The organism is Pseudomonas sp. B23(2017) (genome assembly GCF_002113725.1).
GTDB classification, from domain to species: Bacteria; Pseudomonadota; Gammaproteobacteria; order Pseudomonadales; family Pseudomonadaceae; genus Aquipseudomonas; species Aquipseudomonas putida_Z.
In genome coordinates this window covers 79,714-97,392 of the sequence record NZ_NEJM01000007.1, presented here as the reverse complement: position 1 = coordinate 97,392, position 17,679 = coordinate 79,714, and the positions used below count along the sequence as shown (strand labels likewise).

21 protein-coding genes and 1 riboswitch are annotated in these 17,679 nt (G+C 63.7%); of the genes, 9 read left to right on the top strand and 12 right to left on the bottom strand.

Going from position 1 to position 17,679, the window contains the following annotated elements; all coding sequences use genetic code 11:
• Positions 1–40 precede the first annotated feature (40 nt).
• From CAG46_RS13530 to CAG46_RS13520, 3 genes are all read left to right on the top strand, one after another.
• A complete protein-coding gene (locus CAG46_RS13530) occupies positions 41–1,006 on the top strand; it encodes a 2-hydroxyacid dehydrogenase (protein WP_085617463.1) in 966 nt (321 codons plus the stop codon).
• A gap of 54 nt (positions 1,007–1,060) precedes the next feature.
• Positions 1,061–2,059 carry a class I SAM-dependent methyltransferase gene (locus tag CAG46_RS13525; protein ID WP_085617379.1) on the top strand — a complete coding sequence of 333 codons (999 nt, stop codon included), beginning with the start codon at positions 1,061–1,063 and terminating at the stop codon, positions 2,057–2,059.
• A gap of 39 nt (positions 2,060–2,098) precedes the next feature.
• A riboswitch (yybP-ykoY riboswitch) is annotated at positions 2,099–2,238 on the top strand.
• Between the two features lie 88 nt (positions 2,239–2,326).
• On the top strand, positions 2,327–2,911 hold the full coding sequence (locus CAG46_RS13520) for a TMEM165/GDT1 family protein (protein WP_013970934.1): 585 nt from the start codon (positions 2,327–2,329) through the stop codon (positions 2,909–2,911).
• Positions 2,912–3,037: 126 nt separating this feature from the next.
• Here the strand turns inward: CAG46_RS13520 and CAG46_RS13515 are convergent, their stop codons facing one another.
• The 4 genes from CAG46_RS13515 to CAG46_RS13500 all read right to left on the bottom strand — a co-directional run bounded on the left by CAG46_RS13515 (position 3,038) and on the right by CAG46_RS13500 (position 5,111).
• Positions 3,038–3,853: a M48 family metallopeptidase gene (locus CAG46_RS13515; RefSeq protein WP_025337703.1), complete on the bottom strand. Its 816-nt coding sequence runs from the start codon at positions 3,851–3,853 to the stop codon at positions 3,038–3,040.
• A 179-nt stretch (positions 3,854–4,032) separates the two neighbouring features.
• Positions 4,033–4,653: an SOS response-associated peptidase gene (locus CAG46_RS13510; protein ID WP_085617376.1), complete on the bottom strand. Its 621-nt coding sequence runs from the start codon at positions 4,651–4,653 to the stop codon at positions 4,033–4,035.
• A gap of 15 nt (positions 4,654–4,668) precedes the next feature.
• On the bottom strand, positions 4,669–4,929 hold the full coding sequence (locus CAG46_RS13505) for a putative signal transducing protein (protein WP_025337701.1): 261 nt from the start codon (positions 4,927–4,929) through the stop codon (positions 4,669–4,671).
• Positions 4,929–5,111: a CPXCG motif-containing cysteine-rich protein gene (locus tag CAG46_RS13500; RefSeq protein ID WP_012270508.1), complete on the bottom strand. Its 183-nt coding sequence runs from the start codon at positions 5,109–5,111 to the stop codon at positions 4,929–4,931. Before CAG46_RS13500 ends, CAG46_RS13505 begins: the two co-directional genes overlap by 1 nt.
• 125 nt (positions 5,112–5,236) lie before the next feature.
• Here CAG46_RS13500 and CAG46_RS13495 point away from each other — a divergent pair, with 125 nt between their 5' ends.
• Entirely contained in the window at positions 5,237–6,403 is a 1,167-nt protein-coding gene (locus tag CAG46_RS13495; protein WP_025337700.1) for a 1-acyl-sn-glycerol-3-phosphate acyltransferase, read from the top strand.
• A 116-nt stretch (positions 6,404–6,519) separates the two neighbouring features.
• On the opposite strand, the gene CAG46_RS13490 is transcribed toward CAG46_RS13495, so the two are convergent.
• On the bottom strand, positions 6,520–6,780 hold the full coding sequence (locus CAG46_RS13490; protein WP_012270506.1) for a hypothetical protein: 261 nt from the start codon (positions 6,778–6,780) through the stop codon (positions 6,520–6,522).
• 197 nt (positions 6,781–6,977) lie between these two features.
• Positions 6,978–7,562: a YajG family lipoprotein gene (locus CAG46_RS13485; RefSeq protein WP_013970929.1), complete on the bottom strand. Its 585-nt coding sequence runs from the start codon at positions 7,560–7,562 to the stop codon at positions 6,978–6,980.
• Between the two features lie 146 nt (positions 7,563–7,708).
• On the opposite strand from CAG46_RS13485, the gene CAG46_RS13480 reads away from it, so the two are divergent.
• On the top strand, positions 7,709–7,942 hold the full coding sequence (locus CAG46_RS13480; RefSeq protein ID WP_025337699.1) for a hypothetical protein: 234 nt from the start codon (positions 7,709–7,711) through the stop codon (positions 7,940–7,942).
• 600 nt (positions 7,943–8,542) lie between these two features.
• Entirely contained in the window at positions 8,543–10,051 is a 1,509-nt protein-coding gene (mqo, locus tag CAG46_RS13475) for a malate dehydrogenase (quinone) (RefSeq protein ID WP_025337698.1), read from the top strand.
• Between the two features lie 178 nt (positions 10,052–10,229).
• On the opposite strand, the gene CAG46_RS13470 is transcribed toward mqo, so the two are convergent.
• From CAG46_RS13470 to CAG46_RS13455, 4 genes are all read right to left on the bottom strand, one after another.
• A complete protein-coding gene (locus tag CAG46_RS13470; protein ID WP_015268954.1) occupies positions 10,230–10,520 on the bottom strand; it encodes a PA4642 family protein in 291 nt (96 codons plus the stop codon).
• A gap of 68 nt (positions 10,521–10,588) precedes the next feature.
• Positions 10,589–11,059 carry a hypothetical protein gene (locus CAG46_RS13465; RefSeq protein ID WP_025337696.1) on the bottom strand — a complete coding sequence of 157 codons (471 nt, stop codon included), beginning with the start codon at positions 11,057–11,059 and terminating at the stop codon, positions 10,589–10,591.
• Between the two features lie 187 nt (positions 11,060–11,246).
• Positions 11,247–11,720, bottom strand: coding sequence for a WbuC family cupin fold metalloprotein (locus CAG46_RS13460; protein ID WP_025337695.1), 474 nt, complete (start codon positions 11,718–11,720; stop codon positions 11,247–11,249).
• A 2-nt stretch (positions 11,721–11,722) separates the two neighbouring features.
• A complete protein-coding gene (locus tag CAG46_RS13455) occupies positions 11,723–12,280 on the bottom strand; it encodes a hypoxanthine-guanine phosphoribosyltransferase (RefSeq protein WP_003256346.1) in 558 nt (185 codons plus the stop codon).
• 161 nt (positions 12,281–12,441) lie between these two features.
• Between CAG46_RS13455 and upp the strand changes: the two genes are divergently transcribed.
• Together upp and CAG46_RS13445 are read left to right on the top strand one after the other, a co-directional pair.
• Entirely contained in the window at positions 12,442–13,080 is a 639-nt protein-coding gene (gene upp, locus CAG46_RS13450) for a uracil phosphoribosyltransferase (RefSeq protein WP_011532223.1), read from the top strand.
• A 2-nt stretch (positions 13,081–13,082) separates the two neighbouring features.
• A complete protein-coding gene (locus CAG46_RS13445) occupies positions 13,083–14,357 on the top strand; it encodes a uracil-xanthine permease family protein (RefSeq protein ID WP_025337694.1) in 1,275 nt (424 codons plus the stop codon).
• Between the two features lie 132 nt (positions 14,358–14,489).
• Here CAG46_RS13445 and hemH read toward each other — a convergent pair whose 3' ends face one another.
• A complete protein-coding gene (gene hemH / locus CAG46_RS13440) occupies positions 14,490–15,503 on the bottom strand; it encodes a ferrochelatase (RefSeq protein ID WP_025337693.1) in 1,014 nt (337 codons plus the stop codon).
• A gap of 13 nt (positions 15,504–15,516) precedes the next feature.
• Entirely contained in the window at positions 15,517–16,422 is a 906-nt protein-coding gene (locus CAG46_RS13435) for a TIGR01777 family oxidoreductase (protein ID WP_085617374.1), read from the bottom strand.
• Positions 16,423–16,609: 187 nt separating this feature from the next.
• Between CAG46_RS13435 and CAG46_RS13430 the strand changes: the two genes are divergently transcribed.
• The gene (locus CAG46_RS13430; RefSeq protein ID WP_025337691.1) at positions 16,610–17,596 is read left to right on the top strand and encodes an NAD(P)/FAD-dependent oxidoreductase; all 987 of its coding nucleotides are present in this window, start codon (positions 16,610–16,612) and stop codon (positions 17,594–17,596) included.
• Positions 17,597–17,679: the final 83 nt, after the last annotated feature.

The window sequence follows — 17,679 nt, the reverse complement described above, 5'->3', positions numbered from 1 at the left end:
GGCCGCGACACCGAAATCCCGCCCAGCCTCGGAGAACTTCATGCCCAGCCCGCGTCGCGCCGTGTTTCTCGATCACCAGTCCCTGGACCTGGGCGATCTCGACCTCTCGCCCCTGAAGCAGCAGTTCGACGAGTTCGAACTGTTCGCCGCCACCCGCCCGGAGCAGGTCACCGAACGCCTGCAGGGCGCGGTGGCGGTAATCAGCAACAAGGTCATGCTCGACGCCGCGACGCTGGCCGCCAACCCGCAACTGAAGCTGATCCTGGTGGCCGCCACCGGCACCAACAATGTCGACCTGGCAGCCGCGCGCGCTCAGGGCATCACCGTGTGCAACTGCCAGGGCTACGGCACACCGTCCGTCGCCCAGCACACCCTCGCCCTGCTGCTGGCCCTGGCCACCCGCCTGTGCGACTACAACCAGGCGGTAGCCGACGGCCAGTGGGCCAAGGCCAGCCAGTTCTGCCTGCTGGACTTCCCAATCGTCGAGCTGGAGGGCAAGACCCTTGGCCTGCTCGGCCACGGTGAACTGGGCGGCGCGGTGGCGAGGCTGGCCGAAGCCTTCGGCATGCGCGTGCTCAGCGGGCAGATCCCCGGCCGCCCGGAACGCGCCGACCGTTTGCCACTGGACGAGTTGCTGCCGCAAGTCGACGCCCTGACCCTGCACTGCCCGCTGAACGAGCACACCCGACACATGCTCGGGTCCCGCGAGCTGGCCCTGCTCAAGCCCAACGCGCTGGTGGTCAACACCGCCCGCGGCGGCCTGATCGACGAGCAAGCGCTAGCCGACGCCCTGCGCAGTGGCCACCTGGGCGGTGCCGCCACCGACGTGCTGAGCGTGGAGCCGCCGGTCAATGGCAACCCGCTGCTCGAACCCGGCATCCCGCGCCTGATCATCACCCCGCACAGCGCCTGGGGCGCGGTGGAATCCCGCCAGCGCATCGTCGGCCAGCTCAGCGAGAACGCCCAGGCCTTCTTCGCCGGGCAGCCACGCCGCGTGGTCAGCTGAGCCCGACGCCCGCCTCTGCTACACTGCGCCACTTTTTTCCAGGAGGCGTCGTCCATGGACCCGCGCAGTGAAGTGTTGCTCCGCCAGGCAGAGCTGTTCCAGGGCCCGCTGCTGCTCGCCGGCGCCCCCGCCGACGGCCTGCTTGGCCAGTTGCCCCAGGCCCGAGCCTGGACCTGGCATGCGGGCGATCAGGCCATGCTCGAAAGCCGCTTCGCCGGGCGCAGCCACTATGCAGTGGAGCCCCCTGAAGTGGCTTTCGACAGCGCCGTGCTGTTCCTGCCCAAGTCCCGCGAACTGGCCGCCTACCTGCTCAACGCCCTGGCCTCGCGCCTGGCTGGCCGCGAGCTGTACCTGGTCGGCGAGAAACGTGGCGGCATCGAGGGCGCGGCCAAGCAGCTACAGGCCTTTGGCAAGCCGCGCAAGCTCGACAGCGCCCGCCATTGCCAGCTGTGGCAGGTGACCATCGAGCATGCGCCAGAAGCCAAGCCCCTGGAAAGCCTGGCCGAACGCTTCGAGCTCAGCCTGGAAGACGGCCCACTGCAAGTGGTCAGCCTGCCCGGTGTGTTCAGCCATGGCCGCCTCGATCGCGGTACCGCCCTGCTGCTCAAGCACCTCGACGGCCTGCCGAGCGGGCATGTGCTGGACTTCGGCTGCGGTGCCGGGGTGCTGGGCGCCACGGTCAAGCGCCGTTATCCACAAAACCGGGTGACCCTGCTGGACGTGGATGCCTTCGCCGTGGCCGCCAGCCGCCTGACCTTGGCCGCCAATGGTCTGGAAGGCGAAGTGATCAGCGGCGACGGCATCGACGCGGCGCCGACCGAGCTGAGCCTGATCCTGAGCAACCCGCCGTTCCACACCGGGGTGCACACCAACTACCAGGCATCGGAAAACTTGCTGAAAAAATCGGCCGTTCACCTGCGAAAAGGTGGCGAAATGCGCCTGGTTGCCAACAGCTTCCTGCGCTACCAGCCACTGATCGAAGGGGCGCTGGGCAACTGCCAGGTACGCGACGAGGCGGACGGTTTCCGCATCTACCAGGCAACACACGGATAAAAACAGCGCTTGCCGAAAGCGTTTTGCCTAGGCAGAATCCGCACCGTCCTAGGGGAGTAGTCTCCCGCGAGCGCCCAGCTCGCCCGGTACGCGTCAACATACTTGGTCCACAGACCATGGCGCGTGCGACCCACCATGCCAGCCTGCATGGCGAGATCCGCATAGACGGATCCAGGGTTTGACAAGACCTATGACACGCACACCTTACCCGGGGCGGGGAGGCTGTACGTGTCATAGCCGTGTCGACCCGCCCCCGTAGGAATCCTGATGCTGGAATCTCTGTTGGTCCCCACCGCCATCGTTGCCCTCGCCGAAATTGGCGACAAGACGCAATTGCTCGCGCTCATACTCGCTGCCCGCTTCCGCAAGCCCTGGCCGATCATCGCCGGCATCATCGCCGCCACCCTGGCCAACCATGCTGCGGCCGGTGCCGTGGGCGCGTGGGTCGGCAGCTTCTTCAGCGACTCGGCACTGCACTGGATCCTGGCTGCGAGCTTCACCGCCACTGCCCTGTGGACCCTGGTTCCGGACAAGATGGATGACGACGAGAACCCGGCACGCCGCTTCGGGCCGTTCCTGACCACGCTGATCGCGTTCTTCCTGGCTGAAATCGGTGACAAGACCCAGGTCGCCACGGTGATGCTGGCAGCACAGTATCCGTACCTGATCATGGTCATTATCGGTACCACCCTGGGCATGCTGATTGCCAACGTGCCGGTGGTACTGGCGGGTAACTTCGCGGCGGACAAACTGCCGCTGACGCTGATCCGTCGCCTGGCGGCCACGGCGTTCTTCGTGCTGGCGATCGTGGCCGTGTACTCGGCGATGAAAGCCAGTGGCTGGGTGGGCTAACCCGGAAAGCGGGGGCTGCTGCGCAGCCCGTCGCGACACAAGGCCGCTCCTACAAGGAATACGCTATCCCTTGTAGGAGCGGCCTTGTGTCGCGACAGGGCCGCAAAGCGGCCCCATTTTCAGCAACTACTTCTTGGCCGCCTGATACAGCGGCATCACCTTCGGAATGGCCGCCTGCAACGAAGCAATGCGGCTCTGGGACGCCGGGTGAGTGCTCATGAACTCAGGCGGTGCGCCTTCGGAAGCCTGGCTCATCTTGTTCCACAGGGTGATCGCGGCATTCGGGTCGTAACCGGCACGCGCCGAGAGTTCCAGGCCGATCAGGTCGGCTTCGTTCTCGTTGGCCCGGCTGTTGGGCAGGGTCATGGCATAGTTCACCACGGTATCGGCCATGGCCATGCTACCCTGGCCGAGGCCAAAGAGGGCACCGGCGCCCTGGCGCGCCATTTCCACGCCATACGCCTTGGACATCGCCTCGCGGCTGTGCTCACGCAGGGCGTGGGCGATCTCGTGGCCCACCACCGCAGCAATTTCCGCATCGGTGAGCTTGAGCTGATCGATCAGCCCGGTGTAGACGATGATCTTGCCGCCAGGGCCGCAGTTGGCGTTGAGCTCGTCGCTCTTGATCACGTTCACTTCCCAGTTCCATTGCGCGGCATCCGGGCGGAACTTGGGGGTCTGGGCGATCAGGCGGTTGGCAATTACCTGCACACGCTTGGCAACAGCGCTGGACTTGTCGAGCACGCCTTTGTTCGATGCTTCACCCAGGGTCTGCTGGTACGACTGGGCGTACATCTGGTTGACCTCATCGGTCGAGAGCATGCTGAACATGTACTGTTGGCGCTCGACGCCGACAGCACCGCCGCTGGTGGTATTCACCGCCTGGCAGCCGGCTAGCAGGATGCCAGCACTCAACAGGCTGACGACAAAAGACTTACGCATGAAAACACTCCCTTTTTACATGCGCCGTATCGTAGGCCGAGTCGCTTGGGGCCGCCATAGCCGCAGGGAAGATTTTCGTCGCCTGTGCCGGCCCCTTCGCGGGTGAACCCGCTCCTACAGGGATAATGCGATCGTTGTAGGAGCGGCTTCAGCCGCGAAGAGGCCGGCACAGCCATACATCAGGCCGGGGTCAGGCACTCCGGCGCATCCAGCTTCGGGTCATTGACGAAATGCGCCAGGGCCCGCTCGCGCAGCGTCGCCGGCGGGCGGGCCAGCAATTCATGCAGGCGGGCCAGCGGCGTGTCCGGGTCAAGCCAGGCCGCCTGCCCCGCCTCGTCCAGTATCAGCGGCCGACGCTGGTTCATCGCCGCCTGGGTCACCACCGCACAACTCAGCCAAACCTGGTCCTGCACCGGGTAGGCCTCCCACACGGCGGCGAAGTACAGCGACGCGCCCTCCCCCGGGGTCAGCCAGTACGGGCGCTTGCGCACGCTACCGCGCCATTCGTAAAAGCCGTTGGCCGGCATCAGGCAGCGGCGCTGGCGAAACGCGTCGCGAAACATCGGCTGCTCGGCCAGGGTTTCGGCGCGGGCATGGGCGGGGGTACGGGACAGGTCGGTGAGCCACGCCGGAGTCAGCCCCCAGCGCGCCCTGGCCAGTTGCAGCTGGCCGTCGAGCTGGCGCTGGATCAGCACCGAAGCCCCGGGCGAGATGTTCCATTGGGCGGGCTGGCCAACGGGAAAGCCCGGCAGACTGGCAAGAGCCTGGGGCCAGCGAAACAGGGCGTAACGTCCACACATGGGCGAATTCAGAACCTAGCAGATCAAGGTACCGGGGAAACTCTCCGGTTCGTCGCCAACCAGTGGCTGGGCGTCATTGTACGCATCGATCAGCTGCCGTGCGTACTCGGCCTGCTCATCAGCCACGGCAAGCCCCAGCAAACCCTGCATCGGCAGCTCACCGGCAGCACCGACCAGGTCACGGCCAACCAGGTGTGCCTCGATCCCCTCGCTGGCAAGCATGCCCGCCAGCATTTCAGCCTCGAGCAGGCTTTCCGGTTCGTAGATGCGCTGCATCAGTCATTCTCACCGAATACATCCAGCATCCACTCTTCGCCATGAACTTGCAGCACGAAGCGGATAGGCTTGCAGCATACCTGGCAGTCCTCGATGTACTCCTGATCGCCACCGGACAGGTCCACCGTGGTTTCGACTTCTTCGCCACAATAAGGGCAATCGTAGATAGCAGTTTCCAGCATCGCGGCCTCCGGGGTGACTTATGCGTATAATTGCCGGTCTGTTTACAGGGCCTGTGTGTGTCCGAGCCGTTTTTCGGAGCCCGTCCCTACCTTATTACCCTAGCCGTTTCCAACAAGAGAGCATGATGGGCGAATTCGATGCCATCCGACCGTACGACGACGCTGAGGTCCCTGCCGTTCTGGCACGCCTGCTCAGCGACCCGGCATTCCTCGATATCCTCACCCACTTCCGCTTCCCGCGTGCGGCCGGTGCTCTCGGCTGGTTGCTCAAACCGCTGATCGCCCGCCGCCTGCGCAAGGAATTCGCCGGTGTCACCTGTGTCTCGACCTTGCAGGACAAAGTCGAGTACTACGTCGACCAGACCATCGACCGCGCCACCGACGGCGTCACCTATTCGGGCGTGGAGCAGCTCAAGGCCGGCACCGCCTACCTGTTCCTGGCCAACCACCGTGACATCGTCATGGACCCGGCCTTCGTCAACTACGCGGTGTACCACGCCGGCCTGCCCACGCCGCGCATCGCGATTGGCGACAACCTGCTGCAAAAGCCGTTTGTCAGCGACATGATGCGCCTGAACAAGAGCTTCATCGTGCACCGCTCGATCAGTGGGCGCCGCGAAAAGCTGGCGGCCTACCAGCTGCTCTCGGCCTACATCAACCATTCGATCCGCAACGACGCCACGTCGATCTGGATCGCCCAGGCCGAAGGCCGGGCCAAGGACGGTGACGACCGCACCGATTCGGCGATCCTCAAGATGTTCCACATGAGCCGCAAGGACGAGCCGTTCGGCGCGGTGATCCAGAGCCTGAACCTGACACCGGTTTCGATCAGCTACGAATATGACCCGTGCGACCAGGCCAAGGCCCGCGAGCTGTACATCCGCGCCACCACCGGCACCTACAAGAAGGCGCCGGGCGAGGACGACAACAGCATCGCCAAGGGCATTACCGGCTACAAGGGCCGGGTGCACATCAACTTCGCCCCGCCGGTGACCGAGTACCACGAGGACACCAAGCAGCTGGCAGTGGAAATCGACCGGCAGATCCTCGGTGGCTACCGGCTGTTCCCGGTGCACTACCTGGCCTATGCGATGTGGGATGGCAAGGATGAGGCGCTGCAGGTGCCGAGCGCCGAGAAGGTGTTCCCGGCTGATGAGCTGGCCCGGGCCAAGGAAGAATGGCAACGCCGCCTGGATGCCTGCCCCGAGGAGCAGCGGCCGTACCTGGTGTTGCAGTATGCGACGCCGGTGCGCAACCAGTACCAGGTCAGGCAGCAGGCACCGGTTGCCTGAGTGATCCTAGGGCTGCCTTGCAGCCCATCGCGACACAAGGCCGCTCCTACAAGGGATCGCGCATACCTGTAGGAGCGGCCTTGTGTCGCGATGGGCCGCAAAGCGGCCCCGGAATCTCAAACCCAGGTACTGAACCAGGACAACAGCAGCGCCATCGCCAGGCACGAAAAACCGAGAATGTAGAAGTAGCGCGGTACCCGCAGGTCGAACGCGTCCACCACCCCCTCGTCCACCGCCATGTATTCGCGGGTCTCAGCCTCGCGCCGCCGCGCACTGTGCAGCAGCAACCCACCCGGGCAGGTCAGCAGCAGCGCCAGCAGATTGATCAGCTTGGTCGGGTGGGCGGCCAGGAACCCCCAGAGCACTTGCAAGGACATCACGCAACCTCGGTATGAGCGACGGCAAAGGCCGGCATTCTACCCAAGTCATGCCCAGACGCCCGGCCCAGGCGACAAAGTGTCATCAAATTTCATCTGGCATGGCATGAAGATTTGCCGGCCTCTTCGCGGGCACAGACAACAAAAAACCCGCTGCCTGGAACACAGGCAGCGGGTTTTGTTTTACAGCTGAAGGCTTACTGCCCCAGCACTTGACCGATGGTCGGGTCCTTGAACATGCGAGTCAGGGCATCGCTCAGCACATCGCCCACCAGCTGGGTGTTGGTTTCCTGGTTCGGCGCCATGCCGAAACGCTGGTCCAGCGAAGCGCCGTAACGGCCACTGTAGCGGCGGCCGCCATTGGACACGTCGGCACGGAAGGTGGCGCCGATGGTAGCCTCGGTCACGTACAGGTTGTCTTTCGGCGACTGGTACTTCAGCTCGGCCAGGGTCACGGTCAGCTGCGGCGCGTTGTAGGCGTTCGGCGTCGGGGTGAAGCCGAGCAGGCGCACGGCGGCTTCGGCCTGGGCTTGCAGCTTGGGCACGATGTCGTTACCGCTGACGCTGATGGTGCTGGTCTCGGGGTACATGCCACCGCGAGTCCCCAGAGACTGCGAGGCCCGGCCGTCAACCACACGGACCACTACCGGCTGGCCATGGCCGACCGGGGCGAGCTGGGCCTTGAGCGTGGGTTGCGGATTGAGTTGTTGCGGGCTGTGGGCACAACCGACCAGGCTGAGGCTGGCCACGGCGATCAAACCGAACAACAGACGTTGCAACATGCGCGTTACTCCAGAAAAAAGCGGCGAAGGCCCACAGTATACCTAGCCACGCATCGACCAGTCATCGGCCTGGCCCGCTTGTCACAATCGTTTCATCGCCGCGCCCTTATCCTTGCGCCAAGCCCTAACGCACAGGACTCGCTGCCATGGCCTCGCTCTGGACCCTGCTCTTCCAACGCCCGCGCCACAACACCTATGCCCGCCTCGACGCGAACGGCAAATGCCTGGCCTTCAAGCAATGCAGCCAGGCGCCCAGCGGCAGCGGCTGGGTCCAGATCGGCGAAATCCAGCTCGCCTGGCTGGGCCGCGAACTGCCCGCCAGTGCCCGGGTTTGCGCCCGCGCAAGCCGCCGCTGGCACCAGCGCATCCTCGCGGCCTGACAAACGCTGCAATAAAAACCACGAATGGCGACATTTCTGCCCGCGACATCGCTATAATCTCCCCCCGATTATAAGGACGTCTCCTGATCGGGCCCCGCACTCGCCGATTGACCCCGGCAACTTCAACGCTTCGCCCACAGAGAGCCTTCCACTCAGGTCTTGCATCGGCTGTCGTGCCTGCTTTTCCGGCCCTTCACACTGCATGAACCTGCGGGTTGCCATCGCGCAGTCCCCTTTTGAGGTTCACGTCTCCAAAAGAGCGTGAAAAAACGGTTTTCACAACTTCACAAGAGTGTGGCGAGCAAATGAACAGTCTGGCATGTGCAAAAGCGGCAGATGTGTCCCGAACAGCCCTGAACAGGCGGCAAATGCGCTCATCCCGTATGAGTGTCTGAGCCGTTCCATAACGCACGCACGACACCTTGACCATAAGTCGAATTGCCGCACCCGTGGCAAACCGCGTTCAATACGCGAACCCGAAGACTGATTGGCGGTGTCCGCGGAAGTTGCAAGAACTGCGAAAAGTCGGACATGGCGACCCTGGCGAACCCAGGTCCTATGCTGTCAATTAGGTAGCTGTAGATTGTGGAGACGCGTTAAATGGCGCAGAACGAATCGGTTGATGTGGTACTGGTAGGCGCGGGCATCATGAGTGCCACCCTGGCCGTACTGCTCAAGGAGCTCGACCCGACCCTGAAGCTTGAGGTCGTGGAGGCGATGGACTCCGGAGCCGCGGAAAGCTCCAACCCCTGGAACAACGCAGGCACCGGCCACGCCGGCCTGTGCGAGCTTAACTATACGCCCCAGGCCGCCGATGGCAGCATCGACATCAAGAAGGCCGTGCACATCAACACCCAGTTCGAGGTTTCGCGCCAGTTCTGGGCCTACCTGAGCAAGAAGGGCAACTTCGGCTCGGCACGTGCCTTCATCAACCCTGTCCCGCACCTGAGCTACGTCGAGGGTGACAAGGGTGTTTCCTTCCTCAAGAAGCGCTATGAGCTGCTCAAGCAGCACCATGCCTTCGCGGACATGGAATACACCGAAGACAAGGCCGTGATGAATGACTGGATGCCGCTGATGATGCCAGGCCGCCCAGCCGACCAGCACATCGCCGCCACCCGCGTGCTCAAGGGCACCGACGTCAACTTCGGCGCCCTGACCAACAAGCTGCTGAAGCTGCTGGGCGACTCGCAGGACGCTCAGGTCAAGTACAGCAAGAAGGTCGTCGGCCTGCGCCGTAACGGCAAGGGCTGGACCGTGAGCATCAAGGACGTCAACAGCGGCGGCAGCCGTGAAGTGGACGCCCGCTTCGTCTTCCTCGGCGCCGGTGGCGCGGCCCTGCCGCTGCTGCAGCTGTCGGGCATCCCGGAAAGCAAAGGTTTCGGCGGCTTCCCGGTCAGCGGCCAGTGGCTGCGTTGCGACAACCCGGAAATCGTCAAGCAGCACCAGGCCAAGGTCTACAGCCAGGCTGCGGTCGGCGCCCCACCGATGTCGGTACCGCACCTGGATACCCGCGTGGTCGATGGCAAGAAATCGCTGCTGTTCGGCCCATATGCCGGCTTCACCACCAAGTTCCTCAAGCACGGTTCGCTGATGGACCTGCCGCTGTCGGTGCGCATGGGCAACATCGGCCCGATGCTGGCCGTGGCCCGTGACAACATGGACCTGACCAAGTACCTGGTCAGCGAAGTGATGCAGTCGATGGAGCAGCGCCTGGAAGCCCTGCGTCGCTTCTACCCGCAGGCCAAGGCCGAAGACTGGCGCCTGGAAGTGGCTGGTCAGCGCGTGCAGATCATCAAGAAAGACCCGAAGAAAGGCGGCGTGCTGCAGTTCGGTACCGAGCTGGTCTCGGCCCAGGACGGCAGCCTGGCTGCACTGCTCGGCGCATCGCCGGGTGCTTCGGTGACCGTGTCGATCATGCTGGAACTGATCGAGCGCTGCTTCCCCGAGCAGGCCAAAGGTGCCTGGGCTGCCAAGCTCAAGGAAATCTTCCCGGCTCGCGAGAAGACCCTGGCGACCGATGCTGCCCTGTACCACAAGATCAGTGCCGACAACGACGTGGCGCTGGACCTGGTGGAAAGCAGCCCGGCGGCCAAGCATTACGCCTGATTCGGCCGGTAACGAAAAAACGCCCCTCGGGGCGTTTTTTTGTGCCTGGATCCTAGTAAGCCTGTTCCTGCCCTTTCGCGGGTAAACCCGCTCCCACAAGGACCGCACCACAGCTAATGGCTGTGCTGTTCCTGTGGGAGCGGGTTTACCCGCGAAGAGGCCGGAGCAGATTTACAAATCAGCCACGGGCCTTGGCGATGATCTCGATGTAATCCGACGCATTGCGCTGGTCGGCAATCTGCTCGACAAAGGTCTTGCCGTGCTCGTCCTTGCCATCCAGGTCCAGCCCAGCCTCGACGAAGAAGCCGACAAAACGCTCGAAATCGTCGATGCGCAGGCCGCGGTAGGCCTTGACCAGCTTGTGCAGCGACGGCGATGTCACGCCATCGGCCGGCTCGAACTGAAGGAACGACTTGATGTAGTCGTCGCTGATCTCGTCACCGATTACCTGTTTCTTGTCTTTACGCATTGCCGACTCCAACTGGACCATCACGAAATTTCGAAGGCCGGCAGTGTACCCCCCGCAGGCCGGGCGCCTCAACGCGTACGTACGGTACCGGTGTGCAGGTCGGCCCAGACGTGGCCGTTGCCGTACGTGAGAAACTGCACATAAAGCGTCTCGTTGCGCAGCAGGTCCATGATCACGCGGTAGTCGCTGAGCGGGTAATTCAGGCTCAGGGTGCGGGTTTTGTCGTCGTATACGGGTTTCTTCAGGCTCTTGGCCGCTTCACCGTCAAAAGTCAGCAGCACCTGGGCTATGGTCGCTCCCTTGCTCAGCGGCTTGCCCTTGAGGCGCACCTGCAACGACGAGGTGATCGGGATCGGCTGCTGGTCGGACTGGCGCTGGGTACCCACTACCACCGAGTAGTCGGTCACTTGCAGCAATTGCTGGCCAGTCGGCGCTTCCTGGCGCAGGGACTGGTCGTCAGGTGGCAGGAACTGGCTGTGCAGCGGTGCGGCGGCGAGTGGCAGGCTGACCGCCAGCAGGAGGGGAAGAAACGCACGCATGTGAGGCTCCTTGAATGAAGGAGCACTCTAGCACGGCCTGCACAGGCTCTTGTAGGAGCGGCCTTGTGTCGCGATGGGCCGCAAAGCGGCCCCGGCCATGTTGGTGGCGAAGCTTCAATCGAGGGGCTGCTGCGCAGCCCGATCGCGACACAAGGCCGCTCCTACAGTTGAGTGCGCCGGCCCGACATCAATCGAACTGCGCGCGCATCCAGGCCTGGTACTCGGCCACGCCTTCTTCACCTTCGCGCGGAGCCCAGTGCGCATGCTCGCCTTCACCCACCGGCCGATACGGCCCGGCCTTGCACTCGAACATGATGCTGTCCGGCTCCAGCACCACCAGCCCATGATAAATACCAGGTGCCAGGTCCACACCCAGGCAGTCACCCCCCGCCTTCAGCACTCGCTTGTCGGTCACCGCCCCCTGCTCGTCGAAGAGCAGCAGGCCCAGGCAACCCTTAAGCACGACCAGCGTTTCGGCTTTGTCATCGCGGAGGTGCCGATGCGGAGGGATGTAGGTGCTCGGTTGCAGCCCGACCGCCATGCGGTGGCAAGGCTCTTCCATCTCATGGAAATTGTGATGCTGCCGCCCGCGTGGGTTGGCGGCAGCCTGTGCGGCCAGCCCGGCGAACAGCGATTGGTCGATGAACGCAGGCTGGCGCATGATCACAGCCCCTTTACGGCGAAGATGCCGTTGGCGTTGCGCCAGTAGCCTTTGTAATCCATGCCATAACCGAAGATGTAGCGGTCGACGCAGGGCAGGCCCACGTAGTTGGCCTTGAGCTCCGGGCTGGCCTTGCGGTCATGGTCCTTGTCGATCAGTACCGCGGTGTGCACCGAGCGCGCGCCGGCATGCTTGCAGAACTCGATGATGGCGCTGAGGGTGTGGCCTTCGTCGAGGATGTCATCGACGATCAGTACGTCACGGTCGATGAACGACACTTCGGGCTTGGCCTTCCAGAACAGCTCGCCGCCGCTGGTCTGGTTGCGGTAGCGGGTGGCGTGCAGGTAGCTGGCTTCCAGTGGGAACTGCAGGTGGGTCAGCAGTTTGCCGGAGAAGATCAGGCCGCCGTTCATCACGCAGAACACAACCGGGTTCTTGTCGTGCAGGTCCTTGCAGATCTGCTCGCCGACTTTGGCGATGGCCGCTTCGACTTCGGCTTCGGTGTACAGGCAGTCAGCTTCACGCATGACTTGACGGATATGCTCGAGATCGGCGGACATGGCGCTCTCCGGGGGTGCATTTTGGAAAAGCGGGCAAAGGTACGCATCCGCTCGTCACAGATCAAGCATTTATGGACTAACGTCCAGAATGACCAGACGACAGCACAGGCTGAATAGATTAATCTAGCGCGGTTTTTTTGCCCGCCTTTCGGAGCCCCCCTATGCCCACTCGTGAGATCCGCCATCCGCTGATCCGCCACAAGCTCGGCCTGATGCGCCGTGCCGATATCAGCACCAAGAATTTTCGCGAACTTGCCCAGGAAGTCGGCGCGCTCCTGACCTACGAAGCCACCCAGGACCTGCCGCTCGAAACCTACGAGATCGACGGCTGGTGCGGCAAGGTGCAAGTTGAAAAAATCGCCGGCAAGAAGATTACCGTGGTGCCGATCCTGCGTGCCGGCATCGGCATGCTCGACGGCGTGCTCAGCCTGATCCCGGGTGCCAAGGTCAGCGCCGTCGGCGTTGCCCGCAACGAGGAAACCCTCGAAGCCCACACCTACCTGGAAAAGCTCGCGCCGGACATCAACCAGCGCCTGGCCCTGATCATCGACCCGATGCTGGCCACCGGCGGTTCGATGGTCGCCACCATCGACCTGCTGAAGAAGGCCGGCTGCAAAGAGATCCGAGCCATGGTCCTGGTCGCCGCGCCAGAAGGCATCGAAGTGGTGGAAAAAGCCCACCCGGACGTGCAGATCTACACCGCCTCGATCGACCAGCGCCTGAACGAACACGGCTACATCGTGCCGGGCCTGGGCGATGCCGGTGACAAGATCTTCGGCACCAAGCAAAAGGACGCCTGACCATGCAGGACGGCTTCAACGACCCGCTCTGGCGCCAGGTCGTTTCGGGCGCGCAGATGCTCTTCGTGGCATTTGGCGCGCTGGTGCTGATGCCACTGATCACCGGCCTCGATCCGAACGTCGCGCTGTTCACCGCCGGTATCGGCACCCTGCTGTTCCAGCTGGTCACCGGCCGCCAGGTACCCGTGTTCCTGGCCTCGAGCTTTGCCTTCATCACCCCGATCATCCTCGCCAAGGGCCAGTTCGGCCTGGCCGAGACCATGGGCGGCGTGATGGCCGCAGGTTTCGTGTACACCTTCATGGGCCTGATGGTGAAAATCAAAGGCACCGGTTTCATCGACCGCATGCTGCCGCCGGTGGTGATCGGCCCGGTGATCATCTCCATCGGCCTGGCCATGGCGCCGATCGCCGCCAACATGGCGATGGGCAAGGCCGGTGACGGCAGTGTGCTGCTGCCCTACAAGACCGCCATGATGATCTCGATGCCGGCCCTGCTGACAACGCTGATCGTCGCCGTGTTCGGCAAGGGCATCTTCCGTCTGGTGCCGATCATTGCCGGCGTGCTGGTAGGCTTTGCCCTGTCGTTCGCCTTTGGCGTGGTCGACACAGCCAAGATCGCCGCCGCACCGTGGCTGGAGCTGCCCAACTTCACCGCGCCAGCGTTCAACTGGCAGGCCATCCTGTTCATCGTCCCGGTTGCCCTGGCACCGGCGATCGAGCACATCGGCGGCGTGATCGCGGTCGGCAGCGTGACCGGCCGCGACTACCTGAAGAAGCCCGGCCTGCACCGCACCCTGCTGGGCGACGGCCTGGCCACCACCGCAGCCGGCCTGTTCGGGGGCCCGCCCAACACCACCTATGCCGAAGTGACCGGCGCGGTGATGCTGACCAAGAACTACAACCCGAAGATCATGACCTGGGCGGCGGTCTTCGCCATCACCCTGGCCTTCATCGGCAAGTTCGGCGCACTGCTGCAAAGCATCCCGGTACCGGTGATGGGTGGCATCCTGTGCCTGCTGTTCGGCTCGATCGCGGCGGTGGGCATGAACACCATGATCCGCCACAAGATCGACCTGGCCGAAGCGCGCAACCTGGTGATCGTGTCGGTGACCCTGGTGTTCGGTATTGGCGGCGTGCTGATCGGCAGCGGTGATGGCCCGGATGACTGGGGCCTGAAGGGCATCGCCCTGTGCGCCATCGTGGCAATCGCCCTGAACCTGATCTTGCCGGGCAATGATGGCTGGAAGCACAAGAAGCTGGATGATCAGTTGCCTTGATCCGGCTTTAGCCTGATCTGGCCCTATCGCCGGCAAGCCAGCTCCCACAGGTATCCCACAGATTTCGAGAACTGTGGAATACCTGTGGGAGCTGGCTTGCCGGCGATAGGGCCAGTACAGGCAACCTGAAAGTCAGGCCTTTTCGCACATCCCCGCCAGCGCCTTCACCCACTCCGGGTGATCATTCAGGCAAGGCACCAGCACCAGCTCCTGCCCGCCGGCCTCGACAAACTGCTCGCTCCCGCGCATGCCGATCTCTTCCAGGGTTTCGATGCAATCGGCCACGAACGCCGGGCACATTACCAGCAGCTTCTTCACCCCGGCCTTGGCCAGCTCGTCCAGCCGCGCCTCGGTATAGGGTTCGATCCACTTGGCCCGCCCCAGCCGTGACTGGAACGACACCGACCACTTGCCATCGGGTATGCCCATTTTCTGCGCAAAGGCCCTGGCCGTTGCCAGGCACTGCCCGCGGTAGCACACCGCGCGCATATCGGCACTGGCATCCTTGCAGCAGTCGGCCGCCTGGAAGTCATGCTTGCCGGTCGGGTCCAGCTTCTTCAGGTGCCGCTCCGGCAAGCCATGGAAGCTCAGTAGCAGGTGGTCGTAAGACTGCTCCAGGTAAGGGCGGGCGCTGGCCGCCAGTGCCTCGATGTAGTCCGGGTGCTCGTAGAACGGCTGCAGCACGCGCAGCTGCAACGGCAACTGGCGTTCATTGACCGTCTGCCTGGCCAGTTCCACCACAGTGGTCACCGTGCTGTCGGCGAACTGCGGGTACAGCGGCGCCAGGGTCACCTTGCGCACACCCTGTGCCACCAGGCGCTCCAGCACCTCGGGCAAGGCCGGCTGGCCATAGCGCATGGCAATCTCCACCGGGCCATGGGGCCAGTGCTCGACCATCGCCGCCTGCAGGCGACGGGTCAGCACCACCAGCGGCGAGCCCTCCTCCCACCAGATCGAGCCATAGGCGTGCGCCGACTGCTCCGGGCGCTTGACCAGGATCAGCGACACCAGCAGGCGCCGCACCGGCCAGGGCAGGTCGATCACGTACGGGTCCATGAGGAACTGGTTGAGGTAGCGGCGCACATCGGCCACCGAGGTGGAGGCCGGGGAACCTAGGTTGACCAGCAGCAGGGCGTGATCGGTCATGCAGCGTCCTATGTCAGAGGCGGCTGGACAGGTTGTCCAGGGCCGATTGCAAATCGTTGAAGCGGAAAGTGAAGCCTGCCGCCAGCAAGCGTACCGGGCGGGCGCGCTGCCCGCCGAGCAGCAGGGTCGACAGCTCACCCAGCCCGGCCTTGAGCAGCAGTGCCGGCACTGGCAGCAGCGCCGGCCGGTGCAAGGTGCGGCCAAGGCGCCTGGCGAACTCGCGGTTGCGCACCGGCTCCGGGGCGCAGGCATTATAAGGACCGCTGGCATCCTTGTGCTGCAAGAGAAAATCAATCAGGGCGACCTGGTCTTCTATATGGACCCAAGGCATCCACTGCCGCCCGTCGCCCAAAGGCCCGCCCAGCCCCAGTTTGAAGGGCAGGCGCAGGCGCGACAAAAAGCCGCCATCACTGGCCAGAACCAACCCGGTACGCACCAGCACCACGCGAATGCCCTGAGCCTGGGAACGCAGCGCTGTCTCTTCCCAGGCAATGCACAGCTGGCTGGCAAAATCTTCGCGCACCGGCGGTGAAGCCTCGGTCAGCTCGCGTTCGCCACCGTCTCCATACCAGCCCACCGCAGAGCCGGAGATCAGCACTTCCGGGCGCTGCTCGCGGCTGCCCAGCCAAGCCAGCAACTGCTCGGTAAGGGTGACGCGGCTGGCCCACAGCAGGTTGCGCCGGGCCGCCGTCCAGGGCCGATCGGCAATCGGCGCGCCGGCCAGGTTGATCACTGCGTCCAGGTGATCATCCGCCTCCAGTTGCTCCAGACGGGCAATGCCACGCACGCCGGTCCCACAGATTTTCGGCACCTGTTCAGGTCGCCGACTCCACACCGTCAGGCGATGACCCTGGCCGAGCCAGTACTGGCACAGGTGCTTGCCAATCAACCCGGTGCCGCCTGTCAGCAATATATGCATGGCTGTGTCCTCGCAGAATGCGGCGGTGGTCTATTTTTAACATCAAGGCACTTTTTTGACCCGACGCTCTCGGATAAACATAGGCCAACCTGCCTGCCAACACGGAATAACCTTATACAACATTTGAGCATTGTACAGGTTTGCCTGACAGCGTAGTCTGCTTACAGCAAGGTTTGAAGAGGCCATCATGACAGTACCTATTGCCATCATCGGGGCCGGTATCGCCGGTCTGTCAGCCGCCCAGGCCTTGCAGAAGGCCGGGCAATCCGTGCATTTGTTCGACAAGGGCCACGGCAGTGGCGGTCGCATGGCCAGCAAGCGCAGCGAAGCTGGCGCGCTGGACCTCGGCGCCCAGTATTTCACCGCCCGTGACCGGCGCTTTGTCGAGCAGGTACAGCAGTGGGTTGCCGCTGGTTGGGCCGAGCAATGGAAGCCACAGCTGTACAATTACCGCGATGGTGAACTCACCCCTTCACCCGACGAGCAGACGCGCTGGGTGGGCGTGCCGCGCATGAGTGCAATCACCCGCGGCCTGCTCAAGGATGTGACGGTCAACTTCGGCTGCCGCATCGCCGAAGTGTTCCGCGGCAAGCAGTACTGGCACCTGCAGGACACCGAAGGCTGCAGCCACGGCCCCTACAGCCGCGTGGTGATCGCCGTGCCGGCGCCACAGGCCACGCCGCTGCTGGCCGCGACCCCGAAGCTCGCTGCCGTGGCCGCCGGTGTGCAGATGGAGCCCACCTGGGCCGTCGCCCTGGCCTTCCAGACCCCGCTGGACACCCCGATGCAAGGCTGCTTCGTGCAGGACAACCCGCTCGACTGGCTGGCGCGCAACCGCAGCAAGCCCGGGCGTGACGAGCAGCTCGACACCTGGGTACTGCACGCCACCTCGGACTGGAGCCGGCAACACATCGACCTGCCCAAGGAAGAAGTGATCGAACAGCTGTGGGGCGAGTTCGCCGAACTGGTCGGCTGCGTGGTGCCGGCACCTACTTTTGCCTTGGCCCACCGCTGGCTTTATGCCCGCCCGAGCAGCAACCATGAATGGGGCGCGCTGGCCGATGCTGACCAGGGCTTGTACGCCTGCGGTGACTGGTGCCTGTCCGGCCGTGTCGAAGGCGCCTGGCTCAGTGGCCAGGAAGCGGCGCGTCGGCTGCTCGAACACCTCGAGTGATGTAGGGTTATACAAAAAAACTGGTTTGCATAACTTCCGGGCTGTGCTGGAATGAACCTGTACAACTTTTTAGTCTCGTACAG

Coding starts and splice junctions, on each gene's coding strand:
- CAG46_RS13530 (WP_085617463.1), top strand. CDS start 41: ATGCCCAGCCCGCGTCGCGCCGTGTTTCTCGATCACCAGTCCCTGGAC.
- CAG46_RS13525 (WP_085617379.1), top strand. CDS start 1,061: ATGGACCCGCGCAGTGAAGTGTTGCTCCGCCAGGCAGAGCTGTTCCAG.
- CAG46_RS13520 (WP_013970934.1), top strand. CDS start 2,327: ATGCTGGAATCTCTGTTGGTCCCCACCGCCATCGTTGCCCTCGCCGAA.
- CAG46_RS13515 (WP_025337703.1), bottom strand. CDS start 3,853: ATGCGTAAGTCTTTTGTCGTCAGCCTGTTGAGTGCTGGCATCCTGCTA.
- CAG46_RS13510 (WP_085617376.1), bottom strand. CDS start 4,653: ATGTGTGGACGTTACGCCCTGTTTCGCTGGCCCCAGGCTCTTGCCAGT.
- CAG46_RS13505 (WP_025337701.1), bottom strand. CDS start 4,929: ATGCAGCGCATCTACGAACCGGAAAGCCTGCTCGAGGCTGAAATGCTG.
- CAG46_RS13500 (WP_012270508.1), bottom strand. CDS start 5,111: ATGCTGGAAACTGCTATCTACGATTGCCCTTATTGTGGCGAAGAAGTC.
- CAG46_RS13495 (WP_025337700.1), top strand. CDS start 5,237: ATGGGCGAATTCGATGCCATCCGACCGTACGACGACGCTGAGGTCCCT.
- CAG46_RS13490 (WP_012270506.1), bottom strand. CDS start 6,780: ATGTCCTTGCAAGTGCTCTGGGGGTTCCTGGCCGCCCACCCGACCAAG.
- CAG46_RS13485 (WP_013970929.1), bottom strand. CDS start 7,562: ATGTTGCAACGTCTGTTGTTCGGTTTGATCGCCGTGGCCAGCCTCAGC.
- CAG46_RS13480 (WP_025337699.1), top strand. CDS start 7,709: ATGGCCTCGCTCTGGACCCTGCTCTTCCAACGCCCGCGCCACAACACC.
- mqo (WP_025337698.1), top strand. CDS start 8,543: ATGGCGCAGAACGAATCGGTTGATGTGGTACTGGTAGGCGCGGGCATC.
- CAG46_RS13470 (WP_015268954.1), bottom strand. CDS start 10,520: ATGCGTAAAGACAAGAAACAGGTAATCGGTGACGAGATCAGCGACGAC.
- CAG46_RS13465 (WP_025337696.1), bottom strand. CDS start 11,059: ATGCGTGCGTTTCTTCCCCTCCTGCTGGCGGTCAGCCTGCCACTCGCC.
- CAG46_RS13460 (WP_025337695.1), bottom strand. CDS start 11,720: ATGCGCCAGCCTGCGTTCATCGACCAATCGCTGTTCGCCGGGCTGGCC.
- CAG46_RS13455 (WP_003256346.1), bottom strand. CDS start 12,280: ATGTCCGCCGATCTCGAGCATATCCGTCAAGTCATGCGTGAAGCTGAC.
- upp (WP_011532223.1), top strand. CDS start 12,442: ATGCCCACTCGTGAGATCCGCCATCCGCTGATCCGCCACAAGCTCGGC.
- CAG46_RS13445 (WP_025337694.1), top strand. CDS start 13,083: ATGCAGGACGGCTTCAACGACCCGCTCTGGCGCCAGGTCGTTTCGGGC.
- hemH (WP_025337693.1), bottom strand. CDS start 15,503: ATGACCGATCACGCCCTGCTGCTGGTCAACCTAGGTTCCCCGGCCTCC.
- CAG46_RS13435 (WP_085617374.1), bottom strand. CDS start 16,422: ATGCATATATTGCTGACAGGCGGCACCGGGTTGATTGGCAAGCACCTG.
- CAG46_RS13430 (WP_025337691.1), top strand. CDS start 16,610: ATGACAGTACCTATTGCCATCATCGGGGCCGGTATCGCCGGTCTGTCA.